Origin of the sequence: Rhodococcus sp. SMB37 (assembly GCF_004345605.1) — a bacterium.
Lineage (GTDB): Bacteria > Actinomycetota > Actinomycetes > Mycobacteriales > Mycobacteriaceae > Rhodococcus.
On the sequence record NZ_SLVY01000008.1, the window covers coordinates 160,542 to 175,915 of the forward strand.

The following is a 15,374-nucleotide window of genomic DNA, read 5'->3' on the forward strand; positions in this document are numbered from 1 at the left end:
ACCCGATGCTACGCGTGTGTCCGCGCGGTGACCTCTTCCGCGACCGCAGGCCGCTTCGGGTGAAGCCACTGGTTGCTGATCCAGCGGGCCGCAGGCACTTCGACGCCGCGATACACCAGCTCGGACACCAGCGCGACACCGAGGAGCAGACAGATCACAGCACCTGTCATACCGACGAATCCGACGGTGTTCTCGTAGATCCGGTACATGACGAGGGTGTGCACGAGATAGATCGCGTAACTGCGAGTGGAGACCCAGTGAACGACCCGCAGGCGTCCGATCCTGCCGTCGTATCGGGACAGCAGGACCACCACCGCGAACACCACGCTGATCGTCCACAGATAGTGGCTACCGGCCCAGTACACCTGCATGTCGGTGGCGAGCACGATCACCTGGACCTGGGCGATCAGGGCCACCAGCAGTCCGCGGACGGAGATCAGCCCGGCCCACGCCAGATAGGCGATCTGCCCGAGGAACACGGTGGGCAGTGTCGCGGCGATCTTCGACAGGAACGGCACGGTGTACGGCTCCGGCATGTACAGGTTGTAGATGATCACGAGCATGCACAGAGCGGCCCCGAGCAGCGGCATGACGATGGGCTTGGCACGCAACAGCGACCGGCCGCTCACGCAGAACAGGTAGAAGGCGATCTGCACGGCGAGCGTCCACGCCACACCGAGTACCGCGACCTGTGGTTTCAGGAAGAACGCACCGAGGAAGAAACTGAGTGCGGCCTCGCCGTCGGTGACGGTGGTGTGGCCGCTGAACATGCCGTTGATGCCGAAACGGACCAGCAGGATCGCCGCGAGGATGCACACCCAGAACGCGGGGACGAGCCGCGCTGCACGGGCGATCAGGAACTTTCCCCGCGGCTGGCGTATCGCGGAGCGCGTGATGAGCAGTCCCGTGAGCATCATGAACGCCGAGACACCGACGAACGACAGGTGCATGTTCAGACCGGCACCCTGGGTCATCACCGCGTGGACGACGTCGATGAACCACCAGCCGGTGCCCAGATCGTCGATCAAGTAGAAGCAGATGTGCGAGTAGACGACCGCGATTGCAGCGAGGAATCTCAGCAGGTCGAGCCCAGGCAGCTGGACACGTGGTGCCTCGGCTCCTCGTGTCGGAACGTCGAAGAGCGGTCGAGACACCCCGCAATGTTAAGGGGCCGTTCACCGCCGATTCCAATCACGCTCCCGATCGGGCGAGTCGGTGCAGGTAGAGGCGATGCGGCCCGGTTTCTCGGGCACACCGGCTTCGCCGGGTCGGTGGTAGGGCACGGCGTCCCGCGTGAGCCCGAATGTTGCGCAGCGTGTAGTTATGGGTTTGGGTGGATACCCATATAGGCACGGAAAAATCGAACGGGCCCACCAGGCCCGCAAAGAAGGGACCCTTCGTGGCTGAGTACACGCTTCCGGAACTTCCATACGACTACGCAGCGCTCGAGCCGCACATCTCGGCGAAGATCATGGAGCTGCACCACGACAAGCACCATGCGACCTACGTCGCCGGCGCCAACACCGCTCTCGAGAAGCTCGCCGAGGCCCGCGAGAACGGCACCCTGGCGGCTCAGGCCACCAAGCTCGAGAAGGACCTCGCATTCCACCTCGGTGGTCACACCAACCACTCGGTGTTCTGGCAGAACCTTTCTCCCGAAGGTGGCGACAAGCCGACGGGTGAGCTCGGAGCAGCGATCGACGACGCGTTCGGCTCGTTCGACAAGTTCCGCGAGCACTTCTCCGCGAACGCGAACTCCATCCAGGGCTCCGGCTGGTCGATCCTGGCATGGGATTCGATCGGACAGCGTCTGATCATCGTCCAGCTCTACGATCAGCAGGGCAACATCTCCATCGGCCTGACCCCGCTGCTCATGCTCGACATGTGGGAGCACGCGTTCTACCTGCAGTACCAGAACGTGAAGGCCGATTACGTCAAGGCGTTCTGGAACATCGTCAACTGGGCCGACGTGCAGGCTCGCTTCGAGCGCGCACGCACCCAGACCGCCGGCCTGATCGTCTAGTCACCGGCACCATGTAGAGAGGGTCACCCAGCGGGTGGCCCTCTTCTGCGTTTCGGGACACCGTTGTCTCCGGCCGACCGCTAGCGTGTGCGGCCATGACGACTCCCCCGCTCGACACCGTATGCTCCGGCCTGGCATTTCCCGAATGCCCACGCTGGCACGACGACCGGCTCTGGTTCTCCGACGTGTACGCGAACGACGTTCATCGCCTCGATCCGTCCACCGGAGCGTCCGAGATCGTCGCCCACATCGACGGGCATCCAGCGGGCCTCGGGTTCCTTCCCGACGGGCGCCTGCTCATCGCCGTCGGCCACACCCGCAGGGTGATGCGGCGCGAATCCGACGGCACGCTCACCCCGCACGCTGATCTGTCGGGGTTCGCGACCTGGCATCTGAACGACATGTACGTCGACGGTGCCGGTCGCGCATATGTGGGTAACTACGGCGACGGCAGCGCCCCACCCGCCCCGGTCCGTCCCGCGGTGCTCATGCTCGTCGAACCGGACGGAACCGTGCGGGCCGTCGCCGACGACCTGCTGTTCGCCAACGGGATGGTCGCGACGGCCGACGGTCGCACGCTCGTCGTCGCCGAGACCCGCGCGATTCCGGGCCGGCTCACCGCGTTCACGGTGGGCGACGACGGCTCGCTCACCGACCGTCGCACTGTGATCGAGTTCGATCGATCGGTGTTCCCGGACGGGCTCGCCATCGACCGTGACGACGCCGTGTGGGTCGCATCGCCGTTCGGCAACGAGGTGATCCGGGTGTCGCAGTCCGGGGTGATCACCGACCGGGTGCCCGTCGCGAATCCGTATGCGGTGGCACTCGGTGGTCATGACGGCCGCGACCTGTTCGTCTGCACCGCCGAGAACTGGCAGCCCGAGGTCGCGGCGCGTGAACGCACCGGAGCGATCGTGCGGCTGCGTGTCGGCGTGCCGGGCGTCGACGTGTCGGGCTGACCACGCGCCTGGCACCGAACACACCTGGCACTCGGAGCCTCTTGTGTGCCAGCGAGAAAAACGGGCATTCTTCCCTCATCGCCGGCGAGGGATCGGAGGGACGCCATGAGGGATCAGATCGGGATTGCCGCGTTTCATTCCGGTGGGTCGCTGCGGGGATTCGTAGTGACGGGACGGTGGCCGTCGACCACCCGCGAATGGGCACAGCTGCTCACGCTGACGGTGCGTGTGGCATCGCTGCCGGGTCTGCTGCCGACCTCGACGGTGTTCGGGGTCCGGGAGGAACTTCCGGACGATCCGGAGCCGGGCACCGTCGGCCTCGTCATCGCCGCCGGACCGGTACTCGGGGAGACGGCCGTGGAGCCGGGATGCTTCGCGCAGCATCAGCCCCCGGCACTGATCATGCTGCATCCTCCGTCGGAGACGACGCCGTCGCTGCCCGAGAATGCGGGCGCAGCCTCGGGGTGTGTGCTCCTGCCCGGGTTGCCGTATCTCGGGCTCGACCATCGCGCCGCGTGGGTGGAGGCCGAAGCGGATGGAACCGTGACGTCGCTGGTCAGTAAGGTGAACGTGGATCCCGGCAGGGATCCCGACACCGCAGTTCTGGCGATGCTGCTCGCGGCATGACGCTATGCCGTAAATGAGAGTTCGGTTCTACTAAACTTAGCATTACCTTTACACCCGCGGTCTTCGCGCGCTAGTGTCGTGAAAGCGAAGGGGAGTAGCCCCCAATCGCCCTGTCGACACACTGGCCGCCATCGGCCCGGCACGGCGAACCGGACGACCTCCGGTGGGCGAGACCTTCGGTCGTCGACGCACCACGCGTCCGACGTCCGGAGGAAGCCCGATTCCTCCACAGACGAAGGAGGAAAAGCCGCTCATGTGGTCCGCAGTCGTTCTGAGTTTCGCAATCATCTTCATCGCCGAACTCGGCGACAAATCCCAGTTGATGGCCATGACGTTCGCGCTGCGCTACCGCTGGTGGGTAGTGCTGTCGGGGATCCTGTTCGCCACCACCGCCGTGCACCTCGTCTCAGTGGCGGTGGGCCACTATCTCGGTGTCGCGATCCCGACCGTGGCCATCTCACTCGTCGGTGGCGTCGCCTTCCTGCTGTTCGGCGCGTGGACGTTGCGCGGCGATTCCCTCGACGACGACGAGCAGTCGAAGGCCGGCCGTGTCACACGGTCGGCGTTCCTGGCCGTCACCTCCGCGTTCTTCCTCGCCGAACTCGGCGACAAGACCATGCTTGCGACCATCACGCTCGCGACCGACAACGACTGGATCGGCGTCTGGGTCGGGTCGACGGTGGGTATGGTCGCCGCCGACGCACTCGCGATCGTCGCCGGCGTCGTACTCGGGCGGCACCTGCCGGAGAACGCAATCCGCTTCGGGGCGTCGGCGCTGTTCTTCGCCTTCGGCGCGTGGATGCTCGGGGCCGGTATCGCTCCAGACGCGCCCGCGGTCGGCCCCGTCGCCGGTGGCGTCACCCTCGTGGTCACAGCACTGGCCATGTACCTGTTCACGCGGCGCACCAAGCAGTCCGACACCACCGAGTCCGCGCCCGCCACACACGTGTGAGGTTCCGCGCAGACCGACGCCCCCGCACCCTCCGCAGGTATATGCTTGCCGATAGGCAAATACTTGAGGAGGCGCGGAACCGATGAGCAGAGAGTCGTTCGATCCCGACGAGGTGAATCGCCTGCGCATCGCACTCGGCCGCATCGCACGCCGCGTCTCCCGGCCGGCAGGCGACGGCAGCCTGACACCCTCGCAGGCATCCCTGCTCGCGACGGTCGCACGACGAAAGACCATCGGGGTACGCGAACTCGCCGACCTCGAAGGCCTGAACCCCACGATGTGCTCACGCATGCTCGGCAAACTCGAAGACGCCGGGCTCGTGTCACGTTCGTCCGACGCCGACGACAAACGCGTCGTCCTCGCCTACATCACCACCGACGGCGCGGCACTCGCCGAAGAACTCCGGATCCGACGTACCGCCCTGTTCACCGAACACCTCACCGAACTGAGCGAACACCACGTCGACGCACTGCACGACGCGCTTCCCGCACTCGAGGCCCTCGCCGACAGCATGGGATGCGGCAGAAGCGAGGCGCGCAAGTGACCGTCCTCGCCGATATCCGCGGAAACACATTCGCCGCCATGCGCGGCCCCAACTTCCGCCGCTACATCACCGGCCAGGCGATTTCGCTCGTCGGCACGTGGATGCAGACCGTCGCGCAGTCGTGGCTCGTTCTGCAACTGACCGGATCGGCCACCGCGATCGGCATCGTGCTGGCCCTGCAGACCGTCCCGATGTTGCTGCTCGGTCCGTACGGCGGTGTCGTCGCCGACCGCTCCGACAAACGCAAGCTCATGATCGGACTGCAGTCGATGATGGGCCTGCTCGCGCTGATCCTCGGACTGCTCGTCATCACCGATGCCGTCGAGCTGTGGCACGTCTACGTCCTTGCCCTCGGGCTCGGGCTCAACCAATGTTTCGAGAATCCGGCGCGGCAGTCGTTCATGCTCGAGATGGTCGGACCCGAGGATCTGCGCAACGCGGTGAGCCTGCAGTCCACCCTGGCCGCGTGTTCGCGCATGATCGGCCCCGCGGTTGCCGGCATCGTCATCGCCGCGGGCGGCATCGGGATCTGCTTCCTGCTCAACGCCGCGAGCTTCGTCGCGGTGGTGACCTCGCTGCTCACCCTCGACGTGTCGAAACTGCGCCCCTCTCCCCCGACCGCGCGCGCCCGCGGTCAGCTGCGCGAAGGACTCGCGTATGTGCGACGGACGCCCGATCTGGCTGTGCCGTTGGCGATGATGGCGCTCGTCGGCTGTCTCGCATACGAATTCCAGGTGGTGCTCCCGGTCTTGGCAGACCACACCTTCGAGGCAGGCGCCGGCGCGTACGGCTTCCTCACCGCCGCGATGGGTGCCGGATCCGTGGTGGGCGGCCTCGTCGTTGCCACGTGGGGCCGCACGGGTATAAAACCGCTCGTGCTCGCCGCACTCGCATTCGGCGTGGCCATGGCCGTCGCGGCGGCAGCACCGTCCCTGCCGATCCTGATTGCACTCATGGTGATCGTCGGCGCCCTGAGCGTCACGTTCACGACGAGCGCGAACAGCACACTGCAGCTCGCCGCCTCGCCGCAGATGCGGGGCCGGGTGATGGCACTGTGGGCGGTCGCATTCCTCGGATCCACAGCGATCGGCGGCCCGATCGCCGGATGGGTCGTCGAACAGTGGGGTGGCCGCGCCGGATTGCTTCTCGGCGCCGGTGCCTGTGTGGTGGCCGTGCTGATCGGCACCGCCGTACTGCGGCGACCGGCGCAGCAGAGCAGCGGCGCAGCGGATTCGGGAGTGTTGTCGCGCTAAGGTTCGACGCGAAACGCGTGTCCCCTGGAACAGGAGCAAGACTGTGGAAATTCAAGGTTCTGCCGCGCTCGTCACCGGTGCTGCATCGGGTCTCGGTGCCGCCACCGCTCGCCGCCTCGCCGACGCCGGGGCTACGGTGTTCGGACTCGATCTCGAACAGTCCATCGAACGGGTCGGAGACAACGCACCCGCCGGCGTCACCCTCATTCCCACCGATGTCACCAGCGGCGACGAGGTCCAGGCTGCGATCACGCGCATCACCGAATCCGGAGTTCCCCTGCGCATCGTCGTCAACTGCGCCGGTGTCGGCTGGGCCGGGCGGATCCTGTCCAAGAACGGCCCGCACGATCTCGAGCTGTTCCGCACGGTCATCACGGTGAACCTGCTCGGCACGTTCAACGTCATGCGCCTCGCTGCCGACGCGATCTCCAAGACCGAGACCGTCGACGATTCCGGCCAGCGCGGCGTCATCATCAACACCGCGTCCGTCGCCGCGTTCGAAGGCCAGATCGGCCAGATCGCGTACTCGGCGTCGAAGGGCGGCGTGCACGGCATGACGGTGCCCGCGGCACGCGATCTCGCGCAGTTCGGTATCCGCGTCAACACGATCGCCCCCGGCATCGTCGACACCCCGATGCTCGCCGGTGTCACCGAGGATTACCGCAAGGGTCTCGAAGCCGGTGTGCCGTTCCCGTCGCGGCTCGCGCAGCCCGCCGAGTACGCGCAGCTGGCGCAGATGATCGTCGAGCACGACTACCTCAACGGCGAGACCATCCGGATGGACGGCGCACTGCGCATGGCACCGCGATAGGCAGCTTCGCTGCCCGTGCGTGGTTTCGGTAGCGGGTACTACCGAAACCGCGCACGATCGGTTAGACAGGGGCTGTGCGGATCGCTCTCGTCGTCGTGCTGGTCGCCGTGATCGTCGGGGTCGCGGCGTGGGCGCTGCAACGACAGTTGATCTTCCTGCCCGATACATCGACTCCGCCCGCCGCCGCGACTCTGCTGCCGGACGCCGAGGACGTGGTTCTGACGACGTCGGACGGCCTCGAGCTCGGGGCCTGGTTCGTCCGCGGACGAAACCCGACCGGGCCGGGCGCCGACTTCACGGTTCTTCTCGCTCCGGGCAACGGTGGGAACCGGCTCGGGCGCGCGCAGATCGCCGCCGATCTTTCCGCCGCAGGATTCTCGACGCTGTTGTTCGACTACCGCGGATACGGCGGCAACCCCGGTCGACCGTCGGAAGACGGAGTGGCCCGCGACGCCCGCGCAGCCATGCAGCATCTGCTGGACCGAGAGGATGTCGACTCGGATCGAGTGCTGTACTTCGGGGAGAGTCTGGGCTGCGCCGTGGTGACTGCACTCGCCGCCGAATCACCCCCGGCCGGAATGCTTCTGCGCTCGCCGTTCACCGACCTCGGATCGGTGGCGCGTCACCACTACCGACTCGTGCCGGACATCGTCCTGAAGGACAGGTTCCCGGTCGCCGACATCGTCGCGCAACTCGATGTGCCCCTCACCGTGGTCTACGGAACCGCCGACAGCATCGTGCCGGCCCAGCAGAGTGCAGCGGTTGCGGACAGTGCGCGGAACCTCGTCGAACGCGTCGAACTCCCCGGCCTCGAACACAATGACCCGCCGATGTTCGGGGCACCGGTCGTGGACGCTTTGTCCCGTCTGGCCGACTCGGTTCAGCATTAAGGTGCCACTTGCGGTCGCAGGCGATGCGGTCGGCAACTGCAGTCCGGTTCCCACACACACCACCTCGACGCTGGCTACAGTGCTTCGGTGTCGGATCGACTGGAAACAGGACAGAACCGCGGGTGGCGGTGGCGCCCGCAGAATATCGGTCACCGATGGATCACCGGACCGGGTTGGACCGGAGCGACCGCACTCCTGGGCGTGGTGGTTCTCCTGCTGTGGCTGTGGCGGGCGATCGAGCAGGCAATGCCCGGTGCAGTGGCCGTCTCCTGGCGGATCTCGGCGCAAGATCTCCTGCTGACGGCTGCGGTGGGGTCGGTGGCAGCGCTGATGGGCACCTCGGCGGCCGCACTACTGAAGCGGCGCGTACCGGTGCCGTTCCTCAGCGTGCTCGTGATGTCCGTGCTGATGCTGCTGACCATGGGGGCCGGGCCATCACCGGTCGGCTGGCTGGTGGTGTGCCTGATCGTGCTGCTCACCGCTCCACTGCTGGGGAGCTGGATCGGTACACTCATCGGCGCGGCATCCGGCCACGGCCGCCGCCCCGGCAGGCGGCATAGCGCGGCCGCAGCGGTTGCCCTGCTGGTAGCCGCCGCCGGTGCGGCCACATTGGAGGGCGTCAACTACCTGACCATAGGCGGTAGCCATGACGCCGACGTTGGAGCCTTCGCCGGTACGAAGCAGTACGCCCGCACCGGAATCGCCCCCGGACAGGTCAAAGCCGCGGTCTCGATATACCGGGCCAACCACAGTCAGTTCAACACCCGATGGGGTAGCTACGATGCCGGGCTCGGTCTCAGCAAGCATCTCTTGGACACGGAGGCGCTGCTCGGCGCCCGGGATCAGCAGCAGGCAGCCGCCGTCTTCGTATCCGCATTCCTCGATGCGACCCTCTCCTACGATCGAGCTGCCATGCGACTGTTCGAAACTCCTGCACCGGATGTGGAGTGGCTTCCTCGGACCGACTACCGCATCGCAGTTGCTTCCGGAGACCAGACCGGAGTCATCGGATTCGCCGACGTGGACCACAGCGCCGGTGACGTGAACACGCCCGGACCGACGGCCGGTGAGGGCACCGCGCAGATGACCGCGCTACCGCTTCGAACGGGTGTCTCGGACAACACCGTGCTGCACGTACGCCCCGACCGGCCCGGCGGGGAAGCGGCCGTCACCGTTGACGTGAGCGACTCCCCGCCCGTACCGGAGGGCAGGGTCGTGGTCGACCTCGCGGACGCGCGTCCCCACGAGATTCCCGGCGAATCCGCAACCGTCGAGGTCGACATCACCGATTCCGCGGGCCGGACCACGACCTGCCCATTGACCGGCCCGGCCGGCCTCCCCGGACAGATGCCCGCGACGACCGTGAAGCTGGAGGCGCTGAAGAACGACGCTACGAGCGAACCGACACTGCAGACCCACACTGCATCCACCGACTGCATCGCGAACGGTGCAGTGGGCCTGGACGCGGTCGAGGCGCTCACCTTCCGGGCGCGGGGGCTGTCGAACGAAGGGCTCTACCTGGACAATGCCGGAGTGGCCGGCGGCCACTGATGACACGGCCGGTCGTATCAGAGGTCGTCGATGTGTGGAATATCCAGCACTGCACGACCACTCATCCACTCGCGCAGCACCTTGGTGGCGACCACGTCGTCCTCGTTGTACTCGAGCAGCCGAGTCCGCTGGGACGGGACCGCCTCGCCGCCGTCGTAGCCGACAGCCTCGCGATACCAGGCCATCGACGCCTCTCCCCCGGCCTCGTCGTCGCGCCAGTGGTGACCAGCGATCGGTGCAATCTTCTTGAGTCCCTTACCATTCGGGCACACGAACTGGTCGGTCACCGCCTGGTAGATGTCCACCCACTGCGGCGACGAGATGAACTCCTTGACCTCCACCTCGGACGGCACCCCCGGATAACCATGGAAACGCCGGGCCGAAGACAGCAACCATTTGTCTTCCGCAGACCGCGAATAGCAGTAGGCGGCAAAAGTTTTCCCGCGACGCTCGGCTGCGCGACGCTCCGCCGACAACCACGTCCAGAACTCCCCGAACGAGCGGGCCTCGTCCGTCGTGGGCACCGGCTGCCACGTCGAGAACGGCCGGTAGACGGACTGCACGTCAGTGTTGAGCAGCGTCCCCCACAGATATGCGCCGTGTTCGTGGTAGCTCTCCATGTCGATGTCGATCTCGACATCGGCGCGCGCGACATGCACCTGCCGGTAGCGGCGCACCAGCGGCGCCCCCGCGAGCCATGCCTTCGCGACCACGACCGCGTCCTCGAACGGCCCCTGCGGCCACACCTCGGGTTGTCGACCCGTCCAGTCGGCGAGCCTGTCGATGGTGGTGACGCCGAGTTCGCGCAGCACGTCGGCGCGCTGCCCCGGCGCGACCAGCGACACGTCGTGCCGTTCGGCAAGCTCCGAACGGCACCGGTCCCACCACGAGCACGTACGGCACTCCCCGATCTGCGACGGCACGGTCGGCACGTCGCCGCGCGCGATGGCGAGACGGTCGGCGAGCCGCGCGTCGTAGTCGTCGAGGACGGCGCTCAGGTCGTGGACGAGGATGCAGTCGGCGTTGTATCCGATCGCTCCGGCCACCTGCGCGGGGCTGGCCAGCCCGTGTCGTTCGAGCATCCGGTACAGATGGGCGACGCGCATCTGGTCGCCCGAGTGCGCCCGCACCTTGCGGTTCTCGTCGACCGCAGGTGCCCACCCGAACAGATCGGTGGTGGTGGCGCCCCGTCCCGGGTCGGTGACCTTGTGGTTGACGACGATCACGGGAATGTAGCCGCCGCGTTCCGCGTCGCGGAGCAGGATCTCGGAGCGGCCCCGGCGGCCGGTGTCGGGTTCGACGGGCAGGACCGCACCCCAGATGCGATCTGCACCGGATCGGCACGCGTCGAGGGTGCGGTCGGCGCGCTGCGTCATGGTCCCTTCTGCGGCGATGTGCACCCACCCGTCCGGGTCGGCGTCGAACATCCGCTGCCGGATCGCCTCGCGGTGCGCTGCGGCGGCTTCCTGACGTTGGGTAGCACCCGGGTTCTTGGGTGCAGCGGACAGTTCCTCGGGGAACGTGGCGTCGAGAAATACCCGGTGGCGGCATCGCGTCAGCGCGCTCGCCTCGATCGAGACGGGCCTGCGTCGCTGCTCACCGGTCATCTCCACAACAGTCCAGGGTATTCGCTCGACGTGCGGCGCCTCGAAGCAGCACCGTCACGTTAGGCTGACCACGAGCGCGGGCGCGCTGCGGTCGTACCGAATGGAGGGTGCTGTTCGATGGGGTTGTTCACACGGCGGAAGCGGCGTGCCACCCGCAAGGCGGAGGCAAAAGCTCTCAAGCACAAGGCGACGCTCGAGGCCAAGCTGGGCGCGAAGAACCAGTCCAAGAGTGATCGGCGCACAGCGAAGTCCCAGGACAAGCTCGCGAAGAAGCTCGCCAAGTCGCAGACCAAGCTCGACAAGGAGCTCGTGAAGTCGCAGGCCAAGGTCGAAAAAGAGCAGATCGCCACGCTCAAGGCTCAGAAGAAGGCCGCCGAGAACCAGGGGCTGACCGCAGCGAAGATCCGTCGCTACCTCGGGATCGCGCGCCTGCTCGTGCCCGTGCTCGCGCCCCTCGCCTACCAGGCCGCGACGGCCGTCCGCGGACAGCTCGACGTCCGCCGTGCCCAGAAACTCGGTGTCGGCGTCGAACAGCTCGGGGAGTTCACCGGTCACGGTGCGCGACTCAGCGCCCGCATCGCGGCCGCCGAGCAGTCGGTCACGAAGACCGAGGAGCTGCATCCCAAGGACGCCGAAACGAAGAAGTTCGCGGAAGCCATCCGGGGTCGTCTCACCGACCTGACCGCTGCGGTGTCCGCCGCCGAGCAGATGCCGGCCGCGCGTCGCAAAGCCGCGCACGCCTCCATCGGCCACGAACTCGACGGAATCGAGGCGGACCTGCTGGCTCGCCTCGGTGTGCGCTGACCGACCGGTGACCACGAGTCCGGCTCTGCTCGGCGGCACCGCGGGGGTTTCCACCGCGGCGCTCGCCGTCGCAGCACACGGCGCGGCCGGAGGTTCGGTACCGACGAACCCGGCCGTGGCGTTGCTGACGGCGGTTGCCGTCGGGGTCGGCATAGTGGGCGCCGGGCGACCGGCGATGTCGCCGGTCGCGCTGCTCGCCGCGGGCCAACTCGGCACCCACCTCGTCCTGTCCACGCTGACGGACGGGCACCTGCACCTCTCGGTGTCGATGCTGGCCGCGCACACCGCCGCCGTCGTCGGATGCGCACTGCTCATCGGCATCGCCGACCGCCTCTACGCTGCGTGCACATCGGTGGTGCAGCACGCGCGGCCGTGGCGTCCCACGATCGCCGCACCCGCGGTTCTCGTACCGCGAATCGACACCGATCCGTACATCGTCCGCCCCCTCCCCTCCTGTATCTCTCGACGAGGTCCGCCGACTGCACGGTTCGCCGTGTCCTGACCCTCTTTCGAGAAAGCAACTACATCTTCATGAAGAACATCACCCGGGCCTTCGTCGGCTCCGGTGCCACCGCAGCGTTGCTCCTGGCCGGTTCCGGCATTGCCGCTGCACACGTCACCGTCGTCGCACCGGGCGCCGAGCAGGGCGGATATTCCGTCCTGACGTTCCGCGTCCCCACCGAATCCGAGACCGCCGGCACCACGGCGCTCACCGTCGAATTGCCCGGCCTTCGATCCGCTCGCACCGAACCGGTGCCCGGCTGGACGGCAACGGTCGAGAAGAATCCCGACACGCAGCTCGCGACCTCGGTCACGTGGACGGCCGACCCCGGCGTCGAAGTCGGACCGGGCCAGTTCCAGCAGTTCGTGCTCTCCGCCGGACCGCTCCCCGAGGAGGAAGAAGTCGCGTTCCCGGCCACACAGACCTACAGCGACGGCGAGATCGTCGCGTGGGACCAGGCCGCGACCGGAGACGAGGAACCGGAGAAGCCCGCGCCCTCCCTCACGCTCGCCGCGAGCAGCGGTGACGGGCACGGAGGCGGTGCCGACGGTGGTGCCGACACGCACAGCACCGAAACCACCGCGACCGCCGAGTCGGGTAGCACCACCGACAACACCGCGCGGTGGCTCGGCGGCATCGGCCTCGTCCTCGGCGCGCTCGGCGCCGCGCTGGGTCTCGGCGCAGTGATCCAGGGACGGCGAGCATGAACGGCACAGCAGGCATGAAGCGTCTGGGCACCGTTCTCCTCGCCCTTGTCGGCGCGCTGATGCTCGCGGCAGGCCCCGCCGCGGCGCACTCGGTCGTCCTCGGCAGCACTCCCGAGCAAGGCTCGGAGATCGCGGAGGCACCCGAGCAGGTCAGCGTGACGTTCAACGAAGCGCTACAGGAGCAGTTCGCAGCGCTCACTGTGGTCGGGCCCGACGGCAATCTGTGGTCCAAGGGCGACCCGATCGTCGACGGACCCACCGTCAGCGTCGAAATCGACGGTCTCGGCCCGGTCGGTGAATACACGATCGCCTATCGCGTGACGTCGGCCGACGGGCATCCCGTCAGCGGGACGCGCACCTTCACCCTCACGCAGGAGGGCACCGGCACTCCCGGTGAGGCCGCGGCCGGCGACGCCGCACCGGCATCCGATGTCGCCACCGACAACGGCGGGGGTCCCGCTATCTGGTGGTTCGTGGTCGCCGGTGTGATCGTGGTCGTCGCTGCCTTGTGGTTCGTGTTGCGCAAGCCGAAGGTCTGACACTCGTGCCGAACATTCGCCGGCGGTGGCTCCTCGGAGCCGCCGCCGGCGCCGTCATCGGGGTCGCGCTCGGCGTGCTGCTGGCGGCCCCGGAGTTGTCCGCGTGGACACGCGCGCTGTCGCTGTGCGTCGGGTCCACGGTGCTCGGCGTCGCTGTCCTCGCCACCATGACACGCGGTGAACGACGCCCGGATGTCTCGACCGAAGACGTGTGGCGCGCGATCACCGTCCTCGGCGGGGTGTGGCTGCTGCTCGAGACCGTTCAACTCGTCATCGAAGCCGCCGCGACGGTCGATGTCCCCGTGGCCCTGCTCAGCGCCGGACTCTTCGTCGAGTACATCGGCACCGCCGGATCCGGTCGGGTCGCCGCGGCCGCGTGGTTCTGCGTCGGCGCACTCACCGTCGCGGCGGCTCTCGCCTACCGGCGAGGGACCGCATGGTCGACCGCGCCCGTTCTCGTCGCCGCCGCTCTGGCACTCGTCGCGCGACCCGTCACCGGGCACATGTCGCAGCAGCCGTTCGGGTCGTTGCTCGACGCGGCGCACGTCCTCGCGGCCGCAGTCTGGCTGGGGGTGCTCACGGCGCTCGCCCTGCTGGTCCGGGGTCGCGGGGGGTGGTCCCGGCTGCTGCCGCGTTACTCGGACCTCGCGACCAAATGCGTCGTGGTGCTCGGGGTGACCGGTGTGATCGACGCGGCCGTGCGCCTCGAGTCGGTGGCCGCGCTCGTCGACACCGGCTACGGGCGTGTTCTGCTCGCCAAGGTCGCGGTGCTCGTGGCGCTGCTCGGGCTGGCATGGATCTGGCGGCGCACGTGGGTGCCCGCGGCAGGCGCCCATCGGAGCACCGCCGACGTCTCGCTGCGCAATGCCGTCATCGAAGTGTGTGCGATGTCGGTGGCGTTCGGGCTCGCCGCCGCGCTCGCCACGACCGCATGATCAGATCAGAGCAACCCGGCGGCGCGGTGAAGATCGCGCACGAGTGAGTCGAACGCGGCGTCGCGGTCCACATGGGCGCGCAGCGCTGCGGACGGATGGATCGTGGCGACCACCTTCGGATCGAGCGTGCCCCGGAGCTGTTCGTCGAGCTGCAGCACCTCTCCGCGGTGCACGGTGAGCTTGAAATTCTTCTCGACCAACGCGCGAGCTGCCGTCACGCCGAGGCACACCACGACGTCGGGACGCACCACGTCGAGTTCCGCTACGAGCCACGGCCGGCACGCGATGATCTGCCCGCCCGACGGTTTCTTGTGGATGCGACGCTTTCCGCCCGCGGCCCGGTCGAACCGGAAGTGCTTGACGGCATTGGTGACGTACACGGTGTCGCGCTCGACACCGGCGGCCGCGAGCGCCTTGTCCAGCAATCGGCCTGCGGGGCCGACGAACGGCTCCCCCTCGAGGTCTTCGTCGTTGCCTGGTTGCTCGCCGACGAGCATCAGACGCGCGTCGGTAGGGCCGGCTCCGAAGACCGTCTGCTCGGCGGCCTTGAACAGGTCGCACCCGCGACACCCCCGGGCCGCGGTCTCGAGCGAGAGGATGTCGAGGGTGTCGGGAAGATAACCCTGCGCTCCGCGATAGGTGACCATGTCGAAGATGTACCCCTGTCAGA

General features: G+C 67.6%; 17 protein-coding genes. 14 read left to right on the plus strand and 3 right to left on the minus strand.

What is annotated here, in order from left to right; genetic code table 11:
• Positions 1-8: 8 nt before the first annotated feature.
• Entirely contained in the window at positions 9-1,154 is a 1,146-nt protein-coding gene (locus EV641_RS15115) for an acyltransferase (protein WP_132472707.1), read from the minus strand.
• A 245-nt stretch (positions 1,155-1,399) separates the two neighbouring features.
• Here EV641_RS15115 and EV641_RS15120 point away from each other — a divergent pair, with 245 nt between their 5' ends.
• From EV641_RS15120 to EV641_RS15160, 9 genes are all read left to right on the plus strand, one after another.
• On the plus strand, positions 1,400-2,023 hold the full coding sequence (locus EV641_RS15120; RefSeq protein ID WP_132472709.1) for a superoxide dismutase: 624 nt from the start codon (positions 1,400-1,402) through the stop codon (positions 2,021-2,023).
• Between the two features lie 95 nt (positions 2,024-2,118).
• Entirely contained in the window at positions 2,119-2,982 is an 864-nt protein-coding gene (locus EV641_RS15125) for an SMP-30/gluconolactonase/LRE family protein (RefSeq protein WP_132472711.1), read from the plus strand.
• Positions 2,983-3,087: 105 nt separating this feature from the next.
• Entirely contained in the window at positions 3,088-3,609 is a 522-nt protein-coding gene (locus EV641_RS15130; protein ID WP_132472713.1) for a peptidase, read from the plus strand.
• A gap of 253 nt (positions 3,610-3,862) precedes the next feature.
• Positions 3,863-4,561 (plus strand): TMEM165/GDT1 family protein, encoded by a 699-nt coding sequence (locus EV641_RS15135; RefSeq protein WP_132472715.1) that lies wholly within the window; start codon positions 3,863-3,865, stop codon positions 4,559-4,561.
• Positions 4,562-4,643: 82 nt separating this feature from the next.
• Entirely contained in the window at positions 4,644-5,105 is a 462-nt protein-coding gene (locus EV641_RS15140; protein ID WP_199233264.1) for a MarR family transcriptional regulator, read from the plus strand.
• Positions 5,102-6,358 carry an MFS transporter gene (locus tag EV641_RS15145; RefSeq protein ID WP_199233265.1) on the plus strand — a complete coding sequence of 419 codons (1,257 nt, stop codon included), beginning with the start codon at positions 5,102-5,104 and terminating at the stop codon, positions 6,356-6,358. Before EV641_RS15140 ends, EV641_RS15145 begins: the two co-directional genes overlap by 4 nt.
• Before the next feature lie 43 nt (positions 6,359-6,401).
• The gene (locus EV641_RS15150) at positions 6,402-7,169 is read left to right on the plus strand and encodes an SDR family NAD(P)-dependent oxidoreductase (RefSeq protein WP_132472719.1); all 768 of its coding nucleotides are present in this window, start codon (positions 6,402-6,404) and stop codon (positions 7,167-7,169) included.
• Positions 7,170-7,243: 74 nt separating this feature from the next.
• Positions 7,244-8,059 (plus strand): alpha/beta hydrolase, encoded by an 816-nt coding sequence (locus EV641_RS15155; protein WP_132472721.1) that lies wholly within the window; start codon positions 7,244-7,246, stop codon positions 8,057-8,059.
• Positions 8,060-8,146: 87 nt separating this feature from the next.
• A complete protein-coding gene (locus EV641_RS15160) occupies positions 8,147-9,610 on the plus strand; it encodes a hypothetical protein (RefSeq protein ID WP_132472723.1) in 1,464 nt (487 codons plus the stop codon).
• A gap of 17 nt (positions 9,611-9,627) precedes the next feature.
• Here the strand turns inward: EV641_RS15160 and EV641_RS15165 are convergent, their stop codons facing one another.
• Positions 9,628-11,217 carry a TM0106 family RecB-like putative nuclease gene (locus EV641_RS15165; RefSeq protein WP_132472833.1) on the minus strand — a complete coding sequence of 530 codons (1,590 nt, stop codon included), beginning with the start codon at positions 11,215-11,217 and terminating at the stop codon, positions 9,628-9,630.
• A gap of 117 nt (positions 11,218-11,334) precedes the next feature.
• Here EV641_RS15165 and EV641_RS15170 point away from each other — a divergent pair, with 117 nt between their 5' ends.
• From EV641_RS15170 to EV641_RS15190, 5 genes are read left to right on the plus strand one after another with little or no spacing between them, the layout of a single operon-like run.
• The gene (locus EV641_RS15170; RefSeq protein ID WP_132472725.1) at positions 11,335-12,021 is read left to right on the plus strand and encodes a DUF6474 family protein; all 687 of its coding nucleotides are present in this window, start codon (positions 11,335-11,337) and stop codon (positions 12,019-12,021) included.
• A gap of 7 nt (positions 12,022-12,028) precedes the next feature.
• Positions 12,029-12,523, plus strand: coding sequence for a hypothetical protein (locus EV641_RS15175; RefSeq protein WP_132472727.1), 495 nt, complete (start codon positions 12,029-12,031; stop codon positions 12,521-12,523).
• A gap of 29 nt (positions 12,524-12,552) precedes the next feature.
• On the plus strand, positions 12,553-13,230 hold the full coding sequence (locus tag EV641_RS15180; protein ID WP_132472729.1) for a YcnI family protein: 678 nt from the start codon (positions 12,553-12,555) through the stop codon (positions 13,228-13,230).
• Positions 13,231-13,244: 14 nt separating this feature from the next.
• Positions 13,245-13,769: a copper resistance CopC family protein gene (locus EV641_RS15185; protein ID WP_132472835.1), complete on the plus strand. Its 525-nt coding sequence runs from the start codon at positions 13,245-13,247 to the stop codon at positions 13,767-13,769.
• Positions 13,770-13,774: 5 nt separating this feature from the next.
• On the plus strand, positions 13,775-14,704 hold the full coding sequence (locus EV641_RS15190) for a CopD family protein (RefSeq protein WP_132472731.1): 930 nt from the start codon (positions 13,775-13,777) through the stop codon (positions 14,702-14,704).
• Positions 14,705-14,709: 5 nt separating this feature from the next.
• Here the strand turns inward: EV641_RS15190 and EV641_RS15195 are convergent, their stop codons facing one another.
• The gene (locus EV641_RS15195) at positions 14,710-15,351 is read right to left on the minus strand and encodes a UdgX family uracil-DNA binding protein (protein ID WP_132472733.1); all 642 of its coding nucleotides are present in this window, start codon (positions 15,349-15,351) and stop codon (positions 14,710-14,712) included.
• Positions 15,352-15,374: the final 23 nt, after the last annotated feature.

Excerpts from the sequence above, each read along its gene's own strand:
- EV641_RS15125 (WP_132472711.1), top strand. The coding sequence starts at position 2,119 with ATGACGACTCCCCCGCTCGACACCGTATGCTCCGGCCTGGCATTTCCC.
- EV641_RS15130 (WP_132472713.1), top strand. The coding sequence starts at position 3,088 with ATGAGGGATCAGATCGGGATTGCCGCGTTTCATTCCGGTGGGTCGCTG.
- EV641_RS15135 (WP_132472715.1), top strand. The coding sequence starts at position 3,863 with ATGTGGTCCGCAGTCGTTCTGAGTTTCGCAATCATCTTCATCGCCGAA.
- EV641_RS15140 (WP_199233264.1), top strand. The coding sequence starts at position 4,644 with ATGAGCAGAGAGTCGTTCGATCCCGACGAGGTGAATCGCCTGCGCATC.
- EV641_RS15165 (WP_132472833.1), bottom strand. The coding sequence starts at position 11,217 with ATGACCGGTGAGCAGCGACGCAGGCCCGTCTCGATCGAGGCGAGCGCG.
- EV641_RS15170 (WP_132472725.1), top strand. The coding sequence starts at position 11,335 with ATGGGGTTGTTCACACGGCGGAAGCGGCGTGCCACCCGCAAGGCGGAG.
- EV641_RS15180 (WP_132472729.1), top strand. The coding sequence starts at position 12,553 with ATGAAGAACATCACCCGGGCCTTCGTCGGCTCCGGTGCCACCGCAGCG.
- EV641_RS15185 (WP_132472835.1), top strand. The coding sequence starts at position 13,245 with ATGAAGCGTCTGGGCACCGTTCTCCTCGCCCTTGTCGGCGCGCTGATG.
- EV641_RS15195 (WP_132472733.1), bottom strand. The coding sequence starts at position 15,351 with ATGGTCACCTATCGCGGAGCGCAGGGTTATCTTCCCGACACCCTCGAC.